General features: G+C 69.5%; 17 protein-coding genes. 8 read left to right on the top strand and 9 right to left on the bottom strand.

Annotation, left to right across the window (positions count from 1 at the left end):
* Positions 1-19: 19 nt before the first annotated feature.
* Together OCJ37_RS06835 and gpmA are read right to left on the bottom strand one after the other, a co-directional pair.
* Positions 20-283 carry an SHOCT domain-containing protein gene (locus OCJ37_RS06835; protein WP_263112919.1) on the bottom strand — a complete coding sequence of 88 codons (264 nt, stop codon included), beginning with the start codon at positions 281-283 and terminating at the stop codon, positions 20-22.
* A gap of 36 nt (positions 284-319) precedes the next feature.
* Entirely contained in the window at positions 320-1,069 is a 750-nt protein-coding gene (gene gpmA / locus OCJ37_RS06830) for a 2,3-diphosphoglycerate-dependent phosphoglycerate mutase (RefSeq protein ID WP_263112918.1), read from the bottom strand.
* Positions 1,070-1,421: 352 nt separating this feature from the next.
* On the opposite strand from gpmA, the gene nfi reads away from it, so the two are divergent.
* Together nfi and OCJ37_RS06820 are read left to right on the top strand one after the other, a co-directional pair.
* Positions 1,422-2,135, top strand: coding sequence for a deoxyribonuclease V (gene nfi, locus OCJ37_RS06825; RefSeq protein ID WP_263112917.1), 714 nt, complete (start codon positions 1,422-1,424; stop codon positions 2,133-2,135).
* Positions 2,136-2,252: 117 nt separating this feature from the next.
* The gene (locus tag OCJ37_RS06820; protein WP_263112916.1) at positions 2,253-3,122 is read left to right on the top strand and encodes a pirin family protein; all 870 of its coding nucleotides are present in this window, start codon (positions 2,253-2,255) and stop codon (positions 3,120-3,122) included.
* Between the two features lie 199 nt (positions 3,123-3,321).
* Here the strand turns inward: OCJ37_RS06820 and OCJ37_RS06815 are convergent, their stop codons facing one another.
* Positions 3,322-3,597 carry a hypothetical protein gene (locus tag OCJ37_RS06815; protein WP_263112915.1) on the bottom strand — a complete coding sequence of 92 codons (276 nt, stop codon included), beginning with the start codon at positions 3,595-3,597 and terminating at the stop codon, positions 3,322-3,324.
* 375 nt (positions 3,598-3,972) lie between these two features.
* Between OCJ37_RS06815 and OCJ37_RS06810 the strand changes: the two genes are divergently transcribed.
* Positions 3,973-4,443 (top strand): hypothetical protein, encoded by a 471-nt coding sequence (locus OCJ37_RS06810; RefSeq protein WP_263112914.1) that lies wholly within the window; start codon positions 3,973-3,975, stop codon positions 4,441-4,443.
* A gap of 117 nt (positions 4,444-4,560) precedes the next feature.
* Here the strand turns inward: OCJ37_RS06810 and OCJ37_RS06805 are convergent, their stop codons facing one another.
* On the bottom strand, positions 4,561-5,421 hold the full coding sequence (locus OCJ37_RS06805) for a pirin family protein (RefSeq protein ID WP_263112913.1): 861 nt from the start codon (positions 5,419-5,421) through the stop codon (positions 4,561-4,563).
* A gap of 788 nt (positions 5,422-6,209) precedes the next feature.
* Between OCJ37_RS06805 and OCJ37_RS06800 the strand changes: the two genes are divergently transcribed.
* Entirely contained in the window at positions 6,210-8,282 is a 2,073-nt protein-coding gene (locus tag OCJ37_RS06800; RefSeq protein WP_263112912.1) for a carbon starvation CstA family protein, read from the top strand.
* Complete coding sequence (locus tag OCJ37_RS06795) at positions 8,282-8,506, top strand: YbdD/YjiX family protein (protein ID WP_064539465.1); 225 nt, start codon at positions 8,282-8,284, stop codon at positions 8,504-8,506. The genes OCJ37_RS06800 and OCJ37_RS06795 overlap by 1 nt, the downstream gene beginning before the upstream one ends.
* Positions 8,507-8,884: 378 nt before the next feature.
* Here the strand turns inward: OCJ37_RS06795 and OCJ37_RS06790 are convergent, their stop codons facing one another.
* Positions 8,885-9,571: an HAD-IA family hydrolase gene (locus OCJ37_RS06790; RefSeq protein ID WP_263112911.1), complete on the bottom strand. Its 687-nt coding sequence runs from the start codon at positions 9,569-9,571 to the stop codon at positions 8,885-8,887.
* Between the two features lie 336 nt (positions 9,572-9,907).
* Here OCJ37_RS06790 and OCJ37_RS06785 point away from each other — a divergent pair, with 336 nt between their 5' ends.
* Entirely contained in the window at positions 9,908-10,675 is a 768-nt protein-coding gene (locus OCJ37_RS06785; RefSeq protein WP_263112910.1) for an ankyrin repeat domain-containing protein, read from the top strand.
* Positions 10,676-10,709: 34 nt separating this feature from the next.
* Positions 10,710-11,900, top strand: a complete 1,191-nt coding sequence (locus OCJ37_RS06780; RefSeq protein ID WP_263112909.1) for a Tle-like phospholipase domain-containing protein — start codon at positions 10,710-10,712, stop codon at positions 11,898-11,900.
* 101 nt (positions 11,901-12,001) lie between these two features.
* Here OCJ37_RS06780 and OCJ37_RS06775 read toward each other — a convergent pair whose 3' ends face one another.
* The 3 genes from OCJ37_RS06775 to OCJ37_RS06765 form a co-directional block, all read right to left on the bottom strand.
* A complete protein-coding gene (locus OCJ37_RS06775; RefSeq protein ID WP_263112908.1) occupies positions 12,002-13,246 on the bottom strand; it encodes a DUF819 family protein in 1,245 nt (414 codons plus the stop codon).
* 158 nt (positions 13,247-13,404) lie between these two features.
* Positions 13,405-15,486: an alpha/beta hydrolase family protein gene (locus OCJ37_RS06770; protein WP_263112907.1), complete on the bottom strand. Its 2,082-nt coding sequence runs from the start codon at positions 15,484-15,486 to the stop codon at positions 13,405-13,407.
* A gap of 388 nt (positions 15,487-15,874) precedes the next feature.
* Positions 15,875-17,815 carry an OPT family oligopeptide transporter gene (locus tag OCJ37_RS06765; RefSeq protein ID WP_263112906.1) on the bottom strand — a complete coding sequence of 647 codons (1,941 nt, stop codon included), beginning with the start codon at positions 17,813-17,815 and terminating at the stop codon, positions 15,875-15,877.
* A 411-nt stretch (positions 17,816-18,226) separates the two neighbouring features.
* On the opposite strand from OCJ37_RS06765, the gene OCJ37_RS06760 reads away from it, so the two are divergent.
* On the top strand, positions 18,227-19,993 hold the full coding sequence (locus tag OCJ37_RS06760; protein WP_263112905.1) for a peptide MFS transporter: 1,767 nt from the start codon (positions 18,227-18,229) through the stop codon (positions 19,991-19,993).
* Between the two features lie 82 nt (positions 19,994-20,075).
* Here the strand turns inward: OCJ37_RS06760 and OCJ37_RS06755 are convergent, their stop codons facing one another.
* Positions 20,076-21,839 (bottom strand): alpha/beta hydrolase family protein, encoded by a 1,764-nt coding sequence (locus tag OCJ37_RS06755; RefSeq protein ID WP_317633218.1) that lies wholly within the window; start codon positions 21,837-21,839, stop codon positions 20,076-20,078.
* Positions 21,840-22,455 lie beyond the last annotated feature (616 nt).

The raw sequence follows: 22,455 nt of genomic DNA, 5'->3' as shown, positions 1-22,455 counted from the left end.
CCGCCGCGGCGCTGCGCGCTCACAGCCCGGCCAGGATCTGCTCGCGCCGGCGCGCGTATTCCGCCTGCTCGATCAGGCCTTGCGCGCGCAGGTCCTCCAGCGCGCGCAGCCGCGTTTCCACCGGCGCCGCAGGCGGCAGCGGCGGTGGCGGCGCAGCGGCGCGCCGGGCCGCCTCCGCGCGCCCGTTGCTGCGGATGACCAGCCACACCAGCACGCCGATCAGCACCGGCAGGCCCAGCACGACGAACAGAACCACCAAGTGCCAGATACTGAACGCGAACATCCCATCCTCCTTGATGCGGCGCGTGCCGCGCTGGCCTTACTTCGCCTTGCCCTGGTTGGCCACCGCCTCGGCCGCCCTCTTCGCCGCTTCGGGATCGCCGAGGTAGCGGTAGGATTGCACCTGCAGCGTGTCGTCCAGCTCGAACAGCAGCGGGATGCCGGTGGGGATGTTGAGCTCCAGGATTTCCTCGCGCGACACCCCGTTCAAATACTTGTACAGCGCGCGCAGCGAATTGCCGTGCGCGGTGACCAGCACGGTCTGCCTGGCCTTCAGTTGCGGAGCGATCGCGTCGTGCCAGTACGGCAGCACGCGCTCGAGCGTGGTCGCCAGCGACTCGGTGGCCGGCAGCGCGTTGCGGTCCAGCGTGGCGTAGCGGCGGTCGTGCAGCGGATGGCCCGGGTCCTCGGCGTCCATCGGCGGCGGCGGGATGTCGTAGGAGCGGCGCCAGATCTTGACCTGCTCCTCGCCGTGCTTGGCCGCGGTCTCGGCCTTGTCCAGGCCCTGCAGGCCGCCGTAGTGGCGCTCGTTGAGGCGCCAGCTCTTGTGCACCGGCAGCCAGTCCTGGTCCAGTTCCTTCAGCGCGCCCTGCAGGGTGTGGATGGCGCGCTTGAGCACCGAGGTGTGCGCCACGTCGAACTGCAGCCCCTCCTCGCGCATCAGGCGGCCGGCGGCGGCGGCTTCCTGGCGGCCTTGTTCGGTGAGCTCCACGTCCACCCAGCCGGTGAAGCGGTTATCCAGGTTCCACTGGCTCTGGCCATGGCGCAACAGTACGAGTTTGCGGGTCACTGCGACGGTCTCCGTTGGGGGGATGCAAGGGTCGTGCGGCCCTGGATTGTAGCGACATGTGGTAGCTGGGAATGGGGAACCGGGAATGGAGAATTGCAACGGCCTGGCTCTCCAGCGCCAGCTGCCGGGCGATCTGTCGCGGCTGAAGCCGCTCCTACAAGGCGCGCGCGCCGGTGCCGTATCGGAACGCGGCGGCCCGGCAGCGCTGCGGGCGACCGCCGCAATTGTGTCGAGACCGCGATCTCGCATCGCCCGCCATCGATCAGGAACCGGCTTCGCCGATTCCCAATTCCCGTTTCCCCATCCCCAGCCCTCCACGCCGCGGCCACGATCGCGGCGCGATCATCGGCGCATGGACACTTCTTCGCGCAGCAATGTCTTCGGCGACTGGGACGGCAGCATCGTGCAGGCGCGCGCGCTGCAGGCCACGCTGGCCAGGCAGCTGCGGCTGCAGGACGAGGTGCCGGACCCGCCGCGCTGGCTGGCCGGGTTCGACGTCGGCTTCGAGGACGACGGCCGCGTCACCCGCGCCGCCGCGGTGCTGCTCGATGCCGACACCTTGCAGCCGCAGCAGGCCGAAATCGCCCGCGTGCCGACCTCGATGCCCTACGTGCCGGGCCTGCTGAGCTTTCGCGAACTGCCGGCATTGCTGGCCGCGCTGGCCCTGCTGCGGCAGCGCCCGGACCTGGTGTTCGTCGACGGCCAGGGCATCGCCCATCCGCGCCGGCTCGGCATCGCCGCACACTTCGGCGTGGTCACCGGCCTGCCCAGCATCGGCGTGGCCAAGAGCCTGCTGGCCGGCCGCTTCGACGAACCCGGGCCGCAGGCCGGGGACCGCAGCCCGATCGTGCATCGCGGCGAGACCGTCGGCTGGGCGCTGCGCAGCAAGCCGCGCTGCAATCCGCTGATCGTCTCGCCCGGCCACCGCGTCGCGGTGGACAGCGCGCTGGACTGGACCCGGCGCTACCTGCGCGGCTACCGGCTGCCGGAGCCCACGCGCCTGGCCGACCGCCTGGCCTCGCGCCGCGGCGAGGTCGCGATCCCGACGCAACCGGGACTGCTGTAGCGCCCTGCACTGTTCGCCGCCGCCGCGCGCGGCGGAACATTGCGTCTTGCCCGCACCCGGGCATGCGGCCGCGCCGGCATGCGAAGCTTGCCTCCCCGTTCGCCGCGAGTGCCCGCCATGCCCACCCTGATCGCCCCCCGCGTCCACGACATCGGCGGCTTCGAAGTGCGCCGCGCGGTGCCCAGCCTGCAGGCGCGCAGCGTCGGCCCGTTCGTGTTCATCGACCACATGGGCCCGGCGATCTTCGAACCCGGCCGCGGCGTCGACGTGCGCCCGCATCCGCACATCGGCCTGGCCACGGTGACCTTCCTGTGGTCCGGCGAGATCGGCCACCGCGACACCCTCGGCTCGGACCAGGTGATCCGCGCCGGCGACGTCAACTGGATGACCGCCGGGCGCGGCATCGCCCATTCCGAGCGCACGCCGGCGCCGCAGCGCGCGCAGGCGCATCCGCTGCACGGCATGCAGACCTGGGTGGCGCTGCCGAAGTCGGCCGAGGAGACCGCGCCGGCGTTCTACCACCACGCCGCCGCCAGCCTGCCGCAGCAGCGCCGCGACGGCGTGTGGCTGCGGGTGATCGCCGGCCGCGCCTACGGCGAGGAATCGCCGGTCAAGGTGTTCGCCGACACGCTGAACGTGGCGCTGGACCTGGACGCGGACGCGGAGATCGACCTGGACAACGGCCACGTGCAGCGCTCGCTGTACGTGCTGGAAGGCGAGGCGCAGCTGGACGGCGTGGACATCCCCGCGCGCTATCTGGTGCTGCCCGAACCCGGCGCGCGCGGCCGGCTGCGCGCCAAGACCCCGCTGAAGGCGATGCTGATGGGCGGCGAACCGCTGGACGGGCCGCGCCACCTGTGGTGGAACTTCGTCTCCAGCTCCACCGAGCGCATCGAGCAGGCCAAGCAGGACTGGCGCGAAGGCCGCTTCGGGCTGATTCCCGGCGACGACCAGGAATTCATTCCGCTGCCCGAACCGGGCAGGTAAGGTCTGGCGGCGCGACCGGGCGCGCGCCGATCGCGCTGCCGCGCCCCAAGGGCTTCGTTCGACGACGATGCGATGGGACTGCGTTGCAGGCGGTCCCGGGCCATCGGCGACGGGCGCCATCGGCAACGCCCGCCGCACCGGATGGACCCGAGGCCGCCCGGAATCGCTCTCCGCTGCCTGGAGAGCGGACCGATACGCGCTAGCTCGCCGCCGTGGCCGCGGCGCGGCCCTTCGTCGGCACCGCATCCTCGGCGAGCGCCAGCGCCAGTTCCTGCAGTTGCTGCGCCAGGGCCTTGTTGCCCACGCCGTCGCTGGCCTCGAGCAGGCCGTAGACCGCCTGCAGCTGACGCAGGCCCTTGGGCGGCACCTTGATCACCTTGCCGCCGACGATGACGAAACCGCCGCCGCCGACGGCGACGCCGGGCGATTGGTAGCTGGCGACGAGGATGAACTTGCGCGGGTCGATGCTGGGCATTGGCTGCACTCCTTGTACAGGGTTGGAAGGACGACGGCGCCGATCGCCCACTGGCGCGGCGGCGTCCCCTGCTTCAACGCAGTGCGGGCGCCGCGGCGGCCACGGGCCGCCGACCTGCACCCAGGCGATCGCCCCTGGGCGCCGGCGGATCCAGCCCACGTCGATCCGCATCCCAATTGTCAAGTGCCGCTCGCTGGGCTAAGGTGCCGACAGCGGCCGGGGAAATTGCAGCCGCGCACCGGGACACGCACTGCGTAGGGGTATGCATTGCACGGATCCCGCAACGGAATGAGGGTGAGGTGCCGTGCCGGCCTGCGTCGGCGTGCGCTGAAGATCGAGACCGCCGCACTGCGGCGGCGCATGGGGACATCGCGAATGAGGCTTGCAAACTGGCTTACCGGCCCCTTGGTCCTGGCCGCCGTCCTGCCCGCGGCCGCCGCCATGGCGCAGCAGGCGCAGAACTGCCCGCAGTTGCCGCCGCAGGCGAAGCTGCAGTGGAACGAGCGCAGCGACAAGGGCTTCATCGTGTGCCGGGCGACGACCGCCGACGGCCGCCAGGTGCTGGGCATGATGCTGACCGCGCGCGACCCGAACATCCCGCTGGCGCGCAACCTGCGCGAAGAGAAAGGCAGCATCGCCGGCGAGAGCGTGCACTGGTACCGGCCCGACCTGGGCGGCGTCGACGCTCCCGGCCTGGCCTCGCGCCGCGTCACCGTGGTCGAGCTGGGCAAGGACCACTACGCGCAGGTCTGGATCGACGCCGGCGACGTGCAGGAACTGCAATCGCTGCAGTCGCTGGTGCAGGGCCTGGACATGCGGCCGACCAGCCTGGCGCTGGACCGCTGAGGCAGGCGAAGTCCATGTAGGAGCGGCTTCAGCCGCGACAGGCGTGACCGGCAACGCCCGTCGCGGCTGAAGCCGCTCCTACAGGTTGCATGGCGCGTCGATCGACGACGCGAACCGCTAGAACCGCCCTTCCTGGAAATCCACGAACGCCTGCATCAGCTCCTCGCGCGTGTTCATCACGAACGGCCCGTGCCGCGCCACCGGCTCGCGCAGCGGCCGGCCGGCGACCAGGATCAGCCGCGCGCCCGCGTCGCCCGCCTGCAACTGCAGCAGGTCGCCGCCGCCGAGCACGGCCAGGGTCTGCGCCGGCAGCGCGCGTGCCGCCTCGCCCTCGCCCACCGCCGCCGCGCCCTCGTAGGCGTAGGCGAACGCGTTGTGCCCGGCCGGCAGCAGGTAGTCCCAGCGCGCGCCGGGGTCCAGCGCGATGTCCAGGTACAACGGATCGGTGGCCGGCTGCGCGATCGGCCCGCGCACCTCGCCGACCTGGCCGGCGATCACCTTCACCGCCACCCCCGGCGCCGGCTGCGCCAGCGGGATGCGCTCGGGCGCGAACTCCTGGTAGCGCGGCGCGGTCATCTTGTCGCGCGCCGGCAGGTTCACCCACAACTGGAAGCCGCGCATGCGTCCGGACTCCTGCTCCGGCATCTCCGAATGCACCAGGCCGCGGCCGGCGGTCATCCACTGCACGCTGCCAGGCGTCAGCAGGCCTTCGTTGCCGTGGTTGTCCTGGTGCCGCATGCGCCCGTCGAGCATGTAGGTCACGGTCTCGAAGCCGCGGTGCGGATGGCTGGGGAAGCCGCCGATGTAGTCCTCGGCACGGTCGGTGCCGAATTCGTCCAGCAGCAGGAACGGGTCCAGCTCGGGCAGGTCGGCGCCGCCGATGACGCGGGTCAGCCTGACCCCGTCGCCATCGGCGGTGGCGCGGCCACGGATCGTGCGCGCGATGCGCGCGGGCGCGGTGGTGAGGGTGTCGGTCATGGCAGGCAGTCTCCTGGTGAAGCCCCGAATATGGGCGTGCCCGCGGCGGCGGCCAACCGCGAGCGGCGCAACCCATCGTTCCATCGTGGGCGTGCGGCCCGCGGCACGCCGGGCCGGCGCTGCGCGGTGCCGGCAAGCTCTTGTGGGAGGGATTTCAGTCCCGACTGCAGCCAGGCCCGGTGATCCGCGCCGCGCTCTTCCAACCGATGCCCCGCGATCGATGCCGATGGGCCACCTCGACCTGCCGTCGGTGGCAGCGCACGCCGGTCCAGCACTGCTGCGCTGGTGGCGGCCCGCAAGCTTGTGGGAGGGACTTCAGTCCCGACTGCAGCCAGGCCCGACGATCCCGCGCCGCGCCCTTCCAGCCGATGCCCCGCGCCCGATGCCGAGTACGGACCACCCCGGCGTGCCGCACCTTGCACCCTCGTCATCGCCAGGACCTGCGCCGATGGCAGCGCATGCCGGTCCAGCACTGCTGTGCTGGTGGCGGCCTGCAAGCTCTCGTGGGAGGGACTTCAGTCCCGACTGCAGCCAGGCCCGGCGATCCCGCGCCGCGTTCTTCCAGCCGATGCCCCGCGCCCGATGCCGATCGCGGGCCACCTCGGCGTGCCGCAGCCCGCGCCATCACCACCGCCGGACCTGCGCCGGTGGCAGCGCACGCCAGGCCCAGCGCCATCGCCCACGGCCGCGGCCTACGACCAAAGTACTAGGGCCGGGGCGTGTCCCGGGATTGACCCCCCAGGCCATCGGGGCGACCCTTGCCGGAATCTCGTAGGGGAGCGATCCGCATGAAAGGGTTTTCCAAACTGGCCTGGGCCGCGCTCGCGGTGCTGGCGGCGTTCTGCCTGGGCACCGTCGCCCTGCGCCGCGGCGAGCACATCAACGCGCTGTGGATCGTGGTCGCCGCGGTCTCGATCTACCTGATCGCCTACCGCTTCTACAGCCTGTTCATCGCCACCAAGGTGATGCAGCTGGACCCGACCCGCGCCACCCCGGCGGTGCTCAACAACGACGGCCTGGACTACGTGCCGACCAACAAGCACGTGCTGTTCGGCCACCACTTCGCCGCCATCGCCGGCGCCGGGCCGCTGGTCGGGCCGGTGCTGGCCGCGCAGATGGGCTACCTGCCCGGGCTGCTGTGGCTGGTGGTCGGCGTGGTGTTCGCCGGCGCGGTGCAGGACTTCGTGGTGCTGTTCCTGTCCAGCCGCCGCAACGGCCGCTCGCTCGGCGACCTGGTGCGCGAGGAGATGGGCCAGATCCCCGGCACCATCGCCCTGTTCGGCGCGTTCCTGATCATGATCATCATCCTGGCGGTGCTGGCGATGGTGGTGGTCAAGGCGCTGGCGGAAAGCCCGTGGGGCATGTTCACGGTGATCGCGACGATGCCGATCGCGATCCTGATGGGCGTGTACATGCGCTACGTCCGCCCCGGCAAGATCGGCGAGATCTCGGTGGTCGGGCTGATCCTGCTGCTGGCCGCGATCTGGTTCGGCGGCAAGGTCGCCGCCGACCCGACCTGGGGCCCGGCCTTCACCTTCACCGACGTGCAGATCACCTGGATGCTGATCGGCTACGGCTTCGTCGCCTCAGTGCTGCCGGTGTGGCTGCTGCTGGCGCCGCGCGACTACCTGTCCACCTTCCTCAAGATCGGCACCATCATCGCCCTGGCCATCGGCATCCTGGTGGTCATGCCCGACCTGAAGATGCCGGCGCTGACCCAGTACGCGCACAACGGCATGGGTCCGGTGTGGACCGGCGGCATCTTCCCGTTCCTGTTCATCACCATCGCCTGCGGCGCGGTGTCCGGCTTCCACGCGCTGATCTCCTCCGGCACCACGCCCAAGCTGCTGGCCAACGAAGGCCACATGCGCTACATCGGCTACGGCGGCATGCTGATGGAATCCTTCGTCGCGGTGATGGCGCTGGTCGCCGCCTCGATCATCGAGCCGGGCGTGTACTTCGCGATGAACGCGCCCGCGTCGATGGTCGGCAGCGACGTCGTCGCGGTCGCGGCCAAGGTCAGCGAATGGGGCTTCGCCATCACCCCCGAGGTGCTCGAGGCCACCGCCCGCGACATCGGCGAGACCACCATCCTGGCCCGCGCCGGCGGCGCCCCGACCCTGGCGGTGGGCATCGCGCAGATCCTGCACCAGTTGCTGCCGGGCGAGGACATGATGGCGTTCTGGTACCACTTCGCGATCCTGTTCGAAGCGCTGTTCATCCTCACCGCGGTCGACGCCGGCACCCGCGCCGGGCGCTTCATGCTGCAGGACCTGCTCGGCAACTTCGTGCCGGCGCTGAAGCGGACCGAGTCGTGGAGCGCCAACATCATCGGCACCGCCGGCTGCGTGGCGCTGTGGGGCTACCTGCTCTACACCGGCGTGAAGGACCCGTACGGCGGCATCCGCACGCTGTGGCCGCTGTTCGGCATCTCCAACCAGATGCTCGCCGGCATCGCGCTGATGCTGGGCACGGTGGTGCTGTTCAAGCTCAAGCGCGACCGCTACGCCTGGGTCACCATCGTGCCGGCGCTGTGGCTGCTGATCTGCACCACCTACGCCGGGCTGATCAAGATCTTCGATCCCAACCCGGCGCAGGGCTTCTTGGCGCAGGCGCACAAGTTCCAGGACGCAATCGCCAGCGGCACCGTCACCGCGCCGGCCAAGTCGGTGGCGCAGATGCAGCAGATCGTGACCAACGCCTACGTCAACACCGGGCTGACCGCGCTGTTCCTGTTCGTGGTGTTCTCGATCCTGATCTACTCGGTGAAGACCATCGTGGCCGCGCGCCGCAACCCGCAGCGCAGCGACAAGGAAACGCCGTACGTGGCGCTGCAGCCGCACCAGATGGCGGACCTGTGATGAGCAACGACCTGGTCCCGGTCGGCCAGTACCAGGCGCACCGCCGGCTGTGGCGGCGCCTGGTGCAGACCGCGCGGCTGTGCTGCGGCATCCCCGACTACGACAACTACGTGCGCCACGTGCTGGAGAAGCATCCCGACCGACAGCCGATGGACTACAAGACCTTCTTCCGCGAGCGCCAGGAAGCGCGCTATGGCGGCAAGAGCGGGTTTCGCTGCTGCTGAAGGGCCGGGATTGGAGAGTGGGGATTGGGGATTGGCGACGGCGGGATCGCGCATGGCGCGATCTCGCCGCGGCTTCGGAGGCGCTGGCGTGGAGCGCGGTTCGCTGCCATGACATTGCATCCGGTGCCGCTACGCGCTGCATCTCCAACGCAATTGGTAGCAGGCCATGCGGCCTGTAGGAGCGACTTCAGTCGCGACGCACGCAGCCCAACGCGCGCCGTCGCAGAGCATGGTTCGCTGCGCTCGCATTGCATCCGGTGCCGCCACGTGCCGCATCTCCCGCGCAGCTAGTAGCAGGCGTTGCGGCCTGTAGGAGCGACTTCAGTCGCGACACACGCAGCCCAACGGGCGCCTTGTTGAAGCGCAAGGCATCAAGCCTCACGCCGCAGCGGCACGCACCAGGTCGGCATAGACCTGCGGCAACTGCTGCATCCGTTCCATCACCGCGGCCACGCCGAGCTGGCGCAGGGTGGCGGCGTGGCCAGGCGGGATGTGTGCGGCGCCGGTGAAGCCGATCACGGTCATGCCCGCGGCCAGGGCGGCGCTGGCGCCGGTGGCGCTGTCCTCGATCACCAGGCACCGTTGCGGCGCCGCGCCCAGGGTGCGCGCGGCCAGCAGGTACACGTCCGGCGCCGGCTTCGGCCGCGCCACCATGTCGGCGCTGAAGATGTTGCCGCCGACCCGCTCGGCGAGCCCGGCGCGCGCCACCGAGGCGACCACGCTGTGGCGCAGGCTGTTGGAGGCGACCGCCAGCGGCAGCGGGAGCGCCAGCAGCGCCTCGCGCACGCCGTCGATCGGCTGCACCTCGGCGGCGATCAACGCTTCGGAACGCTGCCGGATCTCGTCGAACAGGCCCGGCGGCAAGGTCACCGCGAAATGGCGCTGCACCCGCTCCACGATCTCGTGCGCGGTCTGGCCGAAACTGCCGGCGAGAAAGGCCTCCAGTTCGGCGCGCGGCACGAAGGCGCCGAGGGCGTCGAGCATGACCCGGTCGGCCAGCACCTCGCTGTCGACGAGCACGCCGTCGCAGTCGCTGATCAGCAGATCGAAGGGGGTTGCGGTCATCGCCAGGGTCCTCGTGCAAACCCGCATTATGCCGGGCTGCGCATGTACGCCACCGTGCTCGGATGACCGGTGGCGGCGCCCGCCGGGCAGGAACGCATGGCGTACAGGCATGCGTACCGGGCCTGAGAGACCGATGCCGGGCCGAAAAGACCGCATGCGCACGGCGATAGCGTTCGGGGTCGATCGGCGCTTCGCCGCACAAAATCGCGATTTCCGTCGCGCAGCCGCTGTAACAAAACCTTACCGAATCGCTGCAAGGCAGCTGCTAGCATCGGGCCGGGACGCGAGGATTGCGTCCCGCCGGAACAGGAACGCGAACAGGATAAGGAGCCTTCCATGCGCAAGCAGTTCCCCGCCCTGATCGCTCTTGCGACCTCGATGTCCTTCTCGGTCTCATGCGCCGCCTCGCCCGGCGCCAAGGAGCAATCTGCCATGTCAGCCACGCTGCAGGATCACTCGGTCGCGTTCCGCGATCCCCGCCTCGCCGACATCGCCGCCGCCGTCGCGCGCGGCGATGCCGCACGCATCGCAAAACTCGCGCCCGGCGTGGATCTGTCCGCGCACGGCGACCAGAACGTCACCCTGCTCGAATGGGCGATCTGGAACGAACAGCCGCTCGCGCTCGGCGCGCTGCTGGATGCGGGCGCCGACCCGTCCGAACCGGGCATGGACCAGGAAACCGTCGTGCACATGGCGGCGATGGCCAAGGACCCGCAGTACCTGAAGATCCTGCTGCAGCACGGCGCGCCGGTGGATCCGGTCAGCGCGCGCGGCCACTGGACGCCGCTGTTCCGCGCCGTGCAGAGCAAGCGCGACGAACAGATCCAGTTGCTGCTGCAGGCCGGCGCCGATCCGCGCCGGGTCGACGCCAGCGGCAACTCGCTGCTGCACCTGGCCGCGCAGAGCAGCGCCGGCAACCCGTGGGTGCTAAAGCTGCTGCAGGCCGGGGTCGATCCGGGCCTGCGCAACGCGCAGCAGAAGACCTTCCAGGCGTATTTCTTCACCACGCCCGAGCGCCTGCTCAACCGCACCGCGCAGCAGACCCGCGCCGCCGTGCGCGACTGGCTGAGCGCCCACGACATCCCCCTGGAAGCGACCCGCTGAAGCGGGCTGTCGCACGACACGCAAGGAGCCGCGCATGAGCCAGAACGATCTCCCCGACAACGCCGCGTCCGCCCCCTTCGCCGATGCCGTCCGCGGCCAGCAACCGCAGGCGGTGGACCGGCAACTGCCCACCCTGCTGCAGGACCTGTACGTCACCGCCGGCCAGCGCCGTGCCGGCGACGCGGAAACCTTCGCACCGCTGCCCGACGGCTGGACCCGCCTGGACGACGCCGCCGTGCAGCGCGCCGGCATCGACCCGGGCATGCTGCACGACGCCAAGAGCGGCTTCGACGCCGCGTTCTACCGCAACGGCCAGGGCAACGTGGTGCTGGGCTTCTGCGGCACCGACGAAGGCAAGGACTGGAAACACAACATCGGCCAGGGCCTGGGCTTTGCCGACGCGCAGTACGCCGCGGCGATCCAGCTCGGCAGCCAGGCCAGGCAGGCGTTCGGCCAGGACCTGATGATCTCCGGGCATTCGCTCGGCGGCGGCCTGGCCGCGGCCTCGGCGATGGTCAACGACGTGCCCGCGGTCACCTTCAACGCCGCCGGGGTCAACGACCGCACCCTGGAGCGCGAGGGCCTGGACGCGTCCGCGGCCAAGGCCTACGCCGCCGAAGGCCTGATCCGCGGCTACCACGTCAAGAACGAACTGCTGACCCACCTGCAGGAGGACAGCATCCCGCTGAAGTGGGCGATGCCCGACGCCGCCGGCCACCAGATCCAGCTGCCGGACCCGGATCCGCTGTCGTTCGGCCAGCGCCTGGTGCCGGGCAAGATGTTCCTGCATCGCCTGGATCTGCACGGCATCGATTCGGTGATCAAGGCGCAGGCGCTGCAATCGCCGGCGCAGTCCCAGGACCGCGCGATGCCGACCGGCAGCCGCCTGTTCAACGACGCGGTGGTGCAACTGGACGGGCAGCGCGAGCGGCTCGGCCTGCGCGACGACGCGCAGTTCCTCAACACCGCGGCCAGCGTCGCCGCGCACGCCGGCCAGGATGGCCTGAAGCAGATCGACCAGTTGGTGCCGAGCCGCGACGGCGAGCGCCTGTTCGCGGTGCAGGGCCGCGCCGACGACCCGGCGCACCTGCGCAGCCAGGTGCAGACCGCGGCGGCGGCCAGCGAGCCGGCGCAGGCCAACGTCGGCCAGTTGCAGCAGCAGAACCTGCAGGCGAATCCGCCGCCGCAGGAAGAGCCGCAGCGCCGCGTGGCGTTGCAACAGTAGATAGCTGCACATCGCCCTGCAGGAGCGGCTTCAGCCGCGACAGAACGTATTGGTAAGGCCCGTCGCGGCTGAAGCCGCTCCTACAGGTTTATGAGGGCGCGCTACCCCGCGCCCGCCATCGCGCGCAGGGTGATCCCGACCAGGTACGCCAGGTAGGTGCCGGTGGCATAGCCCATCGTGCCCAGCAGCACGCCGACCGGCGCCAGCGCCGGGTGGAACGCGGCCGCCACCACCGGCGCCGAGGCCGGGCCGCCGACGTTGCTCTGCGAGCCGATCACGAAATAGAAGAACGGCACCCGCAGCACTTTGCCCAGCGCCAGCAGCAACAGGATATGCACGCACAGCCAGATCAGCCCGAGCAGGAAGATCCATGGCCGATCGAACAGCGCCAGCAGATCCATCTGCATGCCGATGCAGGCGATCAGGAAATACAGCAGCAGCGAGCCGATGCGCGAGGCGCCGGCGCCTTCCAGGGTGCGCGCGCGGGTGAAGCTGAGCAGCAGGCCGAAGCTGGTGGACAGCACCACCACCCACACGAACGGCGAGCCGAGGCTGAACTGCCTGGCCCAGCTCACATTGGCCGCGAACCACGCCGCCGTCGGTCCCGCGATCGCATGCGCCAGGCCGACCGCGCCGAAGGCGACGCCGACGATCAGCATCAGGTCGGTCAGGCTGGCCACGCGCTCGTGCTGCGCCTGGAACTGCGCGATGCGCCGTTTCAGATCGTCGATGCCGCGGGTGTCGGCGCCGCTGCGCGCATCGATCGCCGCCGCGCGCGGGGCGAGGAAGATCAGCAGCGCCATCCACACGTAACCGACCCCGACATCGACCACCGCGAACTGGCCGAAGGTGGTGGCGTCGACCGCGAACACCTCGCGCATCGCCAGCATGTTGGCGCCGCCGCCGATCCAGCTGCCGGCCAGCGCGGCCATGCCGGCCCAGGTGTCGCCGGCCACCGTGGCCGGATGCAGCCACTTCATCAGCTGGAACGCGACCACCGCGCCGAGCATGATGCTGAAGGACGCGCCCAGGTACATCGCCACCAGCTTGGGTCCCAGCCGCAGGATGCCCTTCAGGTCGACGGTGAGGGTGAGCAGCACCAGCGCCGCCGGCAGCAGCACGTCGCGCGCGACCGGGTCGTACAGGCGGTTGTGCTGCCCGTCGATCAGCCCCACGGTGTTGTAGATGCCGGGAATCAGGTAGCACAGCAACAGCGCCGGCACCACGGCGTAGAAGCGCTTCCAGAACCCGCTGGGCCGCGCCGCGGTCCAGAACACCGCCCCCAGCGTGGCGGCGATCAGGCCGAAGATGACGATGTCGTTGTGGATCAGGGCATCGTTGGGCATCGGGATCTCGGCAGCCGGGACTAGGGAATGGAGAACGGGGACTCGGAACGGCGGGCAGCGCGCGCGGGCTCGCCCGCCGCGCCCGTTAGGCAACAGAGGGACGCAGGCTCAGCCACCGCTTGCGCAGCCCCGATCCCCGATCCCGAATCCCTGCTCCCTCACTGCCCGATATGCTGCTTCAACCAGGCATTGACCGTGTCGTGCCACAGGATGCTGTTGTCCGGCTTCAGCACCCAGTGGTTCTCGTCCGGGAAGTACAGGAACTTCGATTCGATGCCCTGGCGCTGCGCGGCGCCGAATGCGGCCAGGCCCTGCTCCACCGGGATGCGGAAGTCGAGCTGGCCGTGGATGATCAGCATCGGCTTCTTCCAGTCGGCCACGTGGTTGACCGGGTTGAACTTCTCGTAGTTCGCGGCCTTCTGGTACGGCGTGCCGCCCTGCTCCCACTCGGTGAACCACAGCTCCTCGGTGGCGTAGCCCATCATGCGCTGGTCGAACACACCGTCGTGGTTGACCAGGCACTTGAACGGCGCGTTCCAGTTGCCGGCGATCCAGTTGACCATGAAGCCGCCGTAGCTGGCGCCGAGCGCGCAGGCCTTGCCGCCGTCGAGGAACTTGTACTGCTTCTGCGCCGCGGCCCAGCCCTTCTGCAGGTCTTCCAGCGGGCGGTCGCCCCAGTGCTGGCTGATCGCATCGGTGAACGCCTGGCCGTAGCCGGTGGAGCCGTGGAAATCGATCATCACCACCGCATAGCCCTGCCCCGCGTAGGTCTGCGGATTCCAGCGATAGCTCCAGCCGTTGCCGAAGCTGCCCTGCGGGCCGCCGTGGATCAGGAACGCCACCGGATAGGTCTTGCCTTCCTGGTAGTTCCACGGCTTGACCACGTAGCCGTGCACGGTCTCGTCGTTCCAGCCCTTGAACGAGAACTGCTCGGCCTCGCCGAACTTCACGTCGGGCAGCATCTCGCCGGCGCTGGGGGTGATCGCGCGCATCTCGGTGGCGCCGGCCTCCTGCATGATCGGCGCGGTGAACAGCTGGTTGCCGGTCTGCAGTGAATTGGTCATCACCGCCAGGGTGCCGCCCTTGATGTCGAACTCGGCCACGCTGTTGCCGCCGACCATCTGCGACACGCCGCCGTCGGCGACATCGATCTCGAACAGCGGATGCTGGCCCATTTCCTGCGCCGGCACGTACAGGGTCTTGCCGTCGGCCGATACCTGGATGCTGTCGGCCGAGCGGTCCCACTTCGGCGCGATCTCGCGGGTCTTGCCGCTGGCCAGGTCCATCGCCATCAGGCCGAAGCGGTCGGCCTCGAAACCGGGGCGCTTCATCGCGCGGTAGTACAGGGTCTTGCCGTCGGGCGAGAACACCGGGCCGGCGTCCCAGGCCGGGTTGGCCGCGGTCAGGTTGACCGGTGCCGCCTTGCCCGCCGCGTCCAGCCGGTACAGGTCGAAGTTGGTCGACCATGGCTCCTCGCGCCCGGCCACGCGCACGCTGGCCACCAGCGACTGCCCGTCCGGCGCCCAGGTGTAGTCCTCGCTGCCGCCGAACGGCTTGGACGGAATGTCGCCGGCCAGGGTGACGCTGATCGCCGAGGCGCCGACCACCGGCTTGGCCTTCGCGTCGCCGGGCAGCGGCGCGACGAACAGGCTGTTGCGGCGGCCGTCGTTCCACGCGTCCCAATGGCGCACGAACAACTGGTCGAACACCACGCCGCTGGCCTTGGCGTTCTTGGTCGCGTCCAGGCGCTTCTGCGTGCAGCCCAGGTCCGAGCCGCAGTCCTGGAACACGCCGGCACTGAAGGCGACGCGGTCGCCTTGCGGGGCGATGCGGTAGCTGTCCACGTCCAGCGCGAAATCGGTGAGCTGGCGCGGCGCGCCGCCGGCCAGCGGCAGCGCGTACAGCTGCTGGCGGCCGGACTTGGCGCTGAGGAAGTACACGGTCCTGCCGTCGGCCGACAGCTCCGGCGAATTGACGTTCCAGCCGTCCGGGGTCAGCCGCTTCGGCGGCGCCGCATCGCGGGTGCGCAGGTTGCGCACCCACAGCCCGGTGCTGGCCTTGTCGCTGGCCTTGTCCACTTGCCGCTTGGCGAAGATCACGGTGCCGCCGTCGGGCGTCAGCAACGGCGAGGACACCCGGTCCAGCGCCACCATGTCGCGGACATCGAAACCGCGGGTCGCCGCCAGCGCAGGCAGCGCGGTCAGCAGGCACAGGGGCAGCAAGGCGTAGCGCAAGGTCATCGGGTGTCTCCGGAACGCGGTAAAACGCCGATGGTAGGCGTGTAGGTGGGTGGGGTGCAAAGGCATGAAGTCATGGAGACGGGACAGCCGGGACCGGGGACCGGGGACCGGGGACCGGGGACCGGGGACCGGGGACCGGGGACCGCAACAGCGTCAACGGCGGCAGGTTCGGTTGCAAGGCTGCAGCGATGCAGGATCGGATGCAACGGAGCAGTGTCGCTGCAGTGCCGCAACTTCTACGCGTGGTGCGATCGATCGCGACACGCGGGGGCGCGACGGACAGGCTTTTGCGCACGCACTGCCACGCGCAGCGCCAGTGCGCTGCGCAACACAAACACAAAGCCCGGCGATGGGCCGGGCTTCGTGCGTTGTTTGAGTGGAGGCCAATTTACGCGGACGGCGGCGCCGTCGGTTCGCCCTTCTTGCCGGTGCGGTACAGCAGCCAGCCGACGAAGGCGAGCAATACCAGGCCATACCACTGGTTCAGATGGTAGGCCTCAGGGAGTGCAAGCACGTCCTTGTTGTTGGTAATAACGATCGGAAGCGCGATGCCGATACCCATCAATGCCTCGCCAGTGATCAGGCCGGCGGCAAACAACACGCCGGGGCGGTGCACGCGGTCGCGGCCGTCCTCGTCGTCGGCGCGGATCTTGTGGAAGCGCTCGACCAGATAGCTGATCAGGCCGCCGAAGAAGATCGGCACCATCAGTTCCAGCGGCAGGTAGATGCCGATCGCCGCGGCCAGCACCGGCACGCGGAAGCGCTTGCCGGACTTTTTCAGCCACTCGTCAAAGGCGATGATCACTGCGCCGACGCCAGTACCGATGGCGATCATCGTCCAGGGCAGATCGCCACCGAACAAGCCCTTGGCGACAGAAGCCATCAGCATCGCCTGCGGCGCCGGCAAGGTCTTGCTGCCGATGCCATACGCCTCGGCCAGCAGGTTCAGCACCGGCGCCATGATCAGCGCGCAGGAGAACGCACCGATGGCCAGCATCAATTGCTGCTTCCACGGCGTGGCCCCGACCAGATAACCCGTTTTCAGATCTTGCAGGTTGTCGCCGCCCACCGCTGCAGCGCAGCACACCACTGCGCCGATCATGATCGCGGCGACCGCGCCGATCGGCGAATCGCGCCCGAGCAGCAGCACCAGCACCGCCGAGGCGAACAGGATGGTGGAGATGGTGATGCCCGACACCGGGTTGTTCGACGAACCGATCAGCCCGGCCAGGTAACCGGACACCGAAACGAACAGGAAGCCGGCGACGATCATGATGAGGGTCATCGGAATACTGACGTGCCACTGGCCGACGATCGCCTGGTAAAGGCCCAGCAGCGGCAGCGTGCACAGCAGCAACGCCACCAGCATCCACTTCATCGGCAGGTCGCGGTCGGTGTCGGCGACGACCGTGCCGGCGGCGCTCTTGCCCGCGGCGGCGAAGCCGCTCTTGACCCCGGACAGCAGCGACTTGCGCAGCGAGAACAGCGTCCACACGCCGCCGATCAGCATCGCGCCCACGCCCAGGTATCGCACCTTGGCCGCCCAGATCGCGAACGCCGCGTCGGCCGCCGGCGCGGTGGCCAGGCTCTGCGCCAGCGCCGGATCGGACCCCATGAAGAACTGCTGGTACAGCGGAATGGCGATGTGCCAGGACAGGATCGAGCCGGACAGCACCACGATGCCGACGTTGAGCCCGACGATGTAGCCGACCCCGAGCAGCGCCGGCGACAGGTTGGTGCCGACGTAGCCGACCAGCCTGCTGCTGCCCAGGTAGGTGGCCTGCGCCCAGGTATCGGGGATCACCTTCAGGCCGCTGGCCGCGCCCAGCTTGACCACCCCGCCGATCAGCGCCGACAGCGCCAGGATCTTCAGCCCCGGCCCGGGGTTCTCGCCGGCCTTGAGCACTTCGGCCGCGGCCTTGCCCTCGGGGAACGGCAGCGGGTCCTCGACGATCATCGAGCGCCGCAGCGGCACCGAGAACAGCACCCCGAGCAGGCCGCCCATGCCGGCGATGCCGAGCACCCACCAGTACTTGAAGTCCGGCCAGTAGCCCATGATCACCAGCGCCGGGATGGTGAAGATCACCCCCGCGGCGATCGACGAACCGGCCGAGGCGCCGGTCTGCACGATGTTGTTCTCCAGGATGGTGCCGCCGCCGAGCAGGCGCAGCACGCCCATCGACACCACCGCGGCAGGGATCGCGGTGGCGATGGTCAGGCCGGCGAACAGGCCGAGATAGGCGTTGGCGGCGGACAGCACGACCGCCAGCACGATCGCCAGCACGACCGCGCGGAAAGTGAGCTGACGCGGTGCAGCAGCGTTGTTCATGGTTACCCCTGAAACGACAAAAACGTTTTCCACGCTAGCGTCTGGGGCCAGGCAAGTCCAGCGTCTCGGCGCCCAGCTTGTGGCACATGTGTTGGGCGGCTGGGATTGGGGATTGGGGATTGGGGATTGGGATTGGGCTGGGAGATCGCGTGCACGGCGGCCAGCCCCCTCCCACCGGGGAGAGAGAGGGGGTTGGGGTGAGGGTCCGGGCGCACAGCGCGAGCACTCGCTGCACTGGCTGCCGTACCCTCGTCTGCCCCTGCGGGGCACCTTCTCCCGCGGAAGAAGGAAGAGCGGCTGACGGCACGCATCGCACCTCCCGCCACCCGGCCCGCCCCTGCGGCTGCAGCCCAGCCAACCGCCGCCGGCGCGCCTATACTCCGCCGCTGCCCTACTCCGCCAAGGCCCGTCGTGTCCGCCTCCCTCCTGCCGCTGCGCGACGCGCGCGACGACTTCCTCGGCCATCCCAAGGGCGTCTACGTCTGCTTCTTCACCGAGATGTGGGAGCGCTTCTCCTTCTACGGCATGAAGGCGCTGTTGCTGCTGTACCTGACCAAGTACCACCTGTTCGGCGACAAGGCCGGGCTCGACCTGCTCGGCGCCTACGGCGGCCTGGTGTATTGCGTGCCGGTGATCGGCGGCCTGCTCGCCGACCGCTGGCTGGGCATGCGCAAGGCGGTGGTGTTCGGCGGCATCCTGCTGGTGCTCGGCCACGTCGGCATGGCCTTCGAAGGCCACGCCGCCACCCGGGTCGGCGGCGAGGTGGTGCGCGACACCGCGTCGCTGGGCGCGACCTATCTGTCGCTGGCGCTGATCATCATGGGCGTGGGCTTCCTCAAGCCGAACATCTCCACCATCGTCGGCAAGCTGTATGCGCCCGACGATCCGCGCCGCGACTCTGGCTTCTCGCTGTTCTACGCCGGCATCAACCTCGGCGCGCTGTTCGCCTCGCTGGTGTGCGGCTTCCTCGGCGAAGCCTACGGCTGGCGCTACGGCTTCGGCGCCGCCGGCATCGGCATGCTGCTCGGACTGGGCATGTTCCTGTGGGGCCAGAAATACCTGCACGGCCATGCCGAGCCGGCGCAACCGGCGCTGCTGCGCCAGCGCGTGGTCGGCCTGCCGCGCGAATGGGCGATCTACCTGGCCGCGGCGCTCGGCGTGCTGCCCGTGGCCGGGTTGATGTGGGCCGCAGCCAACGGCGCCTTCAGCCTGGGCGGGGAGATCTCGCTGGCGCTGCTGCTGATGCTGCTGGTGCTCGGCGCCGTGCTGCTGTGGTTCGCCTGGTTCACCGGCACCCAGTGCGCGCCGGTGCAGCGCCAGCAGATGATCGCGCTGATGGTGCTGATCGCGATGGCGCTGGTGTACTTCACCCTGTACGAGCAGACCTACGGCTCCTGGGTCACCTTCACCGACCGGCTGATGACCAAGGACATCGTGCCGTCGCTGGTGATCCGCGACGGCACCCCGTTGCCGTGGTCGATCGCCTCGCTGCTGCTGGCGCCGCTGGGCTTCGTGCTGGCCGCATCGCTGTCCGACCGCCGCCCGGCATCGGCCGCGCCACGCGTGCTGTTCGTTGCGGTGAGCGCGCTGATGCTGCTGTTCCTGGTCCGCGACTGCCTGGTGCTGCCGCAGACCGCCGGTTCGCTGACCTACCTGGGCGCATTGTTCCTGGTGCTGCTGGCGCCGCTGTTCGCCGCGCTGTGGGCGTGGCTGGAGCGGCGTGGCCGCGAGCCGTCCAAGCCGGCCAAGTCGGCGATGGGCCTGCTGCTGGCCGGCCTGTCGTTCGTGCCGCTGGCGCTGGCCGCGCAGCAGGTCGGCGCCAGCGGACAGATGGCCAGCGTGTGGTGGCTGGTGCTGGCCTACCTGGTGCTGGAAGCCGGCGAGATGTGCCTGTCGCCGGTCGGCCTGTCGGCGGTCACCCAGCTCGCCGTGCCGCGCGTGGTCAGCCTGATGATGGGCACCTGGTTCCTGGCCACCGCCTTTTCCGAAGCGCTGGCCGCGCTGTTCGGCAAGCTGGCCGCGATCGATGTGCCGGAAGGCGAGGCCCTGAACGTCGCCGACGCCGCGGCCAGGTACGCGCACCTGTTCTGGCTGATGCTGTGGATCGGCGTCGGCTGCGCGGTCCTGGCCTTCCTCGCCGCGCCGCTGCTGCGGCGGATGATGCATGGGGTGCGCTGAGCGGGGACAGGTGCCGGAAGCGCCGCGGCCCGGCCGGAGGCCGGGCCGCGGAACGTGCAGGACATGCGGCTTGCGGGCAGGCCTAGCGCGCAGGTGCCGGTGCTGCGGCCTGCGCACCGCCCAGCGAGCGGCTCAGGAAGGCCAGCAATTTGGTGTAGAACTCGCGCCGGTGTTCTTCGGTGTAGAAGCCGTGGCCCTCGGTCGGGACGTACAGCGTCTCCACAGGCACCCCTGCCTTCTTCAGCGCCGCCTCCATCTTTTTCGAATGCTGGATGGGCGCAGTTTCGTCCTCGCCACCGGCCGCCAGGAACACCGGCACCTTGATCTTGTCGGCGAGATTGACCGGCGACACCGCGGCCAATTCGTCGCTCGTCCCCACCCATTCGCGCAGAAACGTCCTGCCGGAATCGCGCTGCTGGGTGTCGCCCCTGACGTACAGCATCGGCAAATCGTAGACGCCGACGTAGCCGGCCGCACAGCGGTACAGCGCCGGTTCCTTGGCCACCCCCATCAGCGACGCATAAGCACCGTAGCTGGCGCCGTACATGCAGATGCGTGCAGGATCGGCGATGCCCTGGGCGATCGCCCAACGCGTGGCGTCGGTCACGTCGTCCTGCATCGCACCGCCCCATTCGCCACCGCCGGCCTGCAGGAAGGCACGGCCGTAATTGGAGGAGCCGCGATAGTTGACCTGCAGCACCGCATAACCGGCACCTGCCAGGATCTGCGCGTCCTGATCAAACAGGCCGCTGTCGAACACGCCGAACGGCCCGCCATGTGGCATCACCACCATCGGCACCTTGCCGGACGCGGCCGCCGCAGGCAGGGTCACGAAGCCGTGCAGCGGCAGGCCGTCGCGCGCCTGCAACGCGATCGGTCGCACCTCGGCCAGCTTCGGCGGCTGCAACGCGGCACGGCTGGCGAATGCGAAATCCGCCTTCTTCGCCACGGTATCGAACAGATAGAACTCGCCGGGATTGCGTCCGGACTGCACCTGCACCAGGTTGAATCGACCGTCGCGGGTGCTGGAGGTGACGTAGACCGCCTGCCCCGGGAATGCCGCTTCCAGCGAGCGCTGGGTCTTGGCCTCGGGCGAGGCCGGGTCGAAGAACAGGCTGCGCGGCTTGTCGCCGAGGACCTCGATGCCCACCGGAACACGGCTGCCGTGGCGATACATGACCCGGCTCGGATCGGCCAGGGCATCGCGCGCCACCACCTTGCGCTCGTTGCTGTCCACGTTCCAGGCCACGATCGCGTCGCTACCCTTGTCCTGTTGGACCTGCAGATAAGCGGTTCGCCCGTCTTCGGAAAAACCGATCGGCCATTCGGCGTGATGGCTGAGATTCTCGTCGTTGAGCAGGCGCCAGTCGCTGCCCTGCGCGTCGCGGTAGAACAGTTTGCTGGCTCGGTCCGCATCGGCGCCCACGGCAAAACGCACCTTGCCTTGCTCGTCGCTGTAGAAGCTGGCCCCGCGCACCTTCGGCGAGCCGACCAGCGGCCGCCGCCGGCCGCTGTACACGTCCAGCACTTCGGTGCGGCTGTATGGATCCCTGGTGACGCTGAAAGGACGCACCTGGATCACCACATTGCGGTCGTCGCCGGGCAACCGACCGACCATGTGCGCGATGACGTCCTCCACCTTCTTGGTCTGGATCAGCGTGCCCGGACCGCTGCCGGTGACGCGCTGGCCCACCAGCAGTTCGGCCGCGCTGCCGTCGGCATTGATCGCGAACAACTCGCCGGTGGGACGTGGCTCATCCATCGCCCCGATCTTGATATCCATGTTGAACAACACGCGCGTGTCGTTGACCCACTCGAAGTCGGAGACATGGGTGTTCTTCTCCATCGAGAAACTGCCGACGATCTTGCTGTCGGAGCGGCGCATCACCGCCAGCGCGGTCCGGTCCGCCAACGGCACGGTGGCCGCGTAATATTCGCCGGTCGGCGACAGCTTCAGTTCGCCGACCTGTTCCTGCTTGAGGAACGGCGCCAGGTCCACCTGCGCCTGCGCGCTCCCCATTCCGATCCCCATCCCCAGCACACAGCACAACGCGACTGCCCCCAGTCTTCCACTCATCCTGATCCCCTGTATCCATGTTGGTTTGGCTTGCGGCAAAAGTGTAATACGGCGCGCGCTCCGCGACGCAAGGCGAGCGTCGGCGGCGGCGCGGCGGCGCCTCGGACCCTGCACCCACCCCGCCAGGATCAGGCGCCCGGCCGCATCGATCAGGCTGTCGCGCGCAGCCCGCGCCGACGCTCCATGCGTCGAATGGGGTGCGCACTGCAGATGCCGACGTACACCCCACGCCTCACTTTCGACCTGGCGAACGGAGAAGGCCCGCAAAAGCGGACCTTCCTGTCGAACCTGGGCTGTGACGCGAACAGCCTCGGAAGGGGTGTGCACATCTACCGGACGCCGGCAGTGGGTCCAGAACGCCGCAATGACGCGTCGCAAGGGTTGC

Origin of the sequence: Xanthomonas sp. AM6, assembly GCF_025665335.1 — a bacterium.
Taxonomy (GTDB): domain Bacteria; phylum Pseudomonadota; class Gammaproteobacteria; order Xanthomonadales; family Xanthomonadaceae; genus Xanthomonas_A.
Note: the sequence above shows the minus strand (reverse complement) of the source record. Positions and strands in the feature narration are given on the sequence as shown.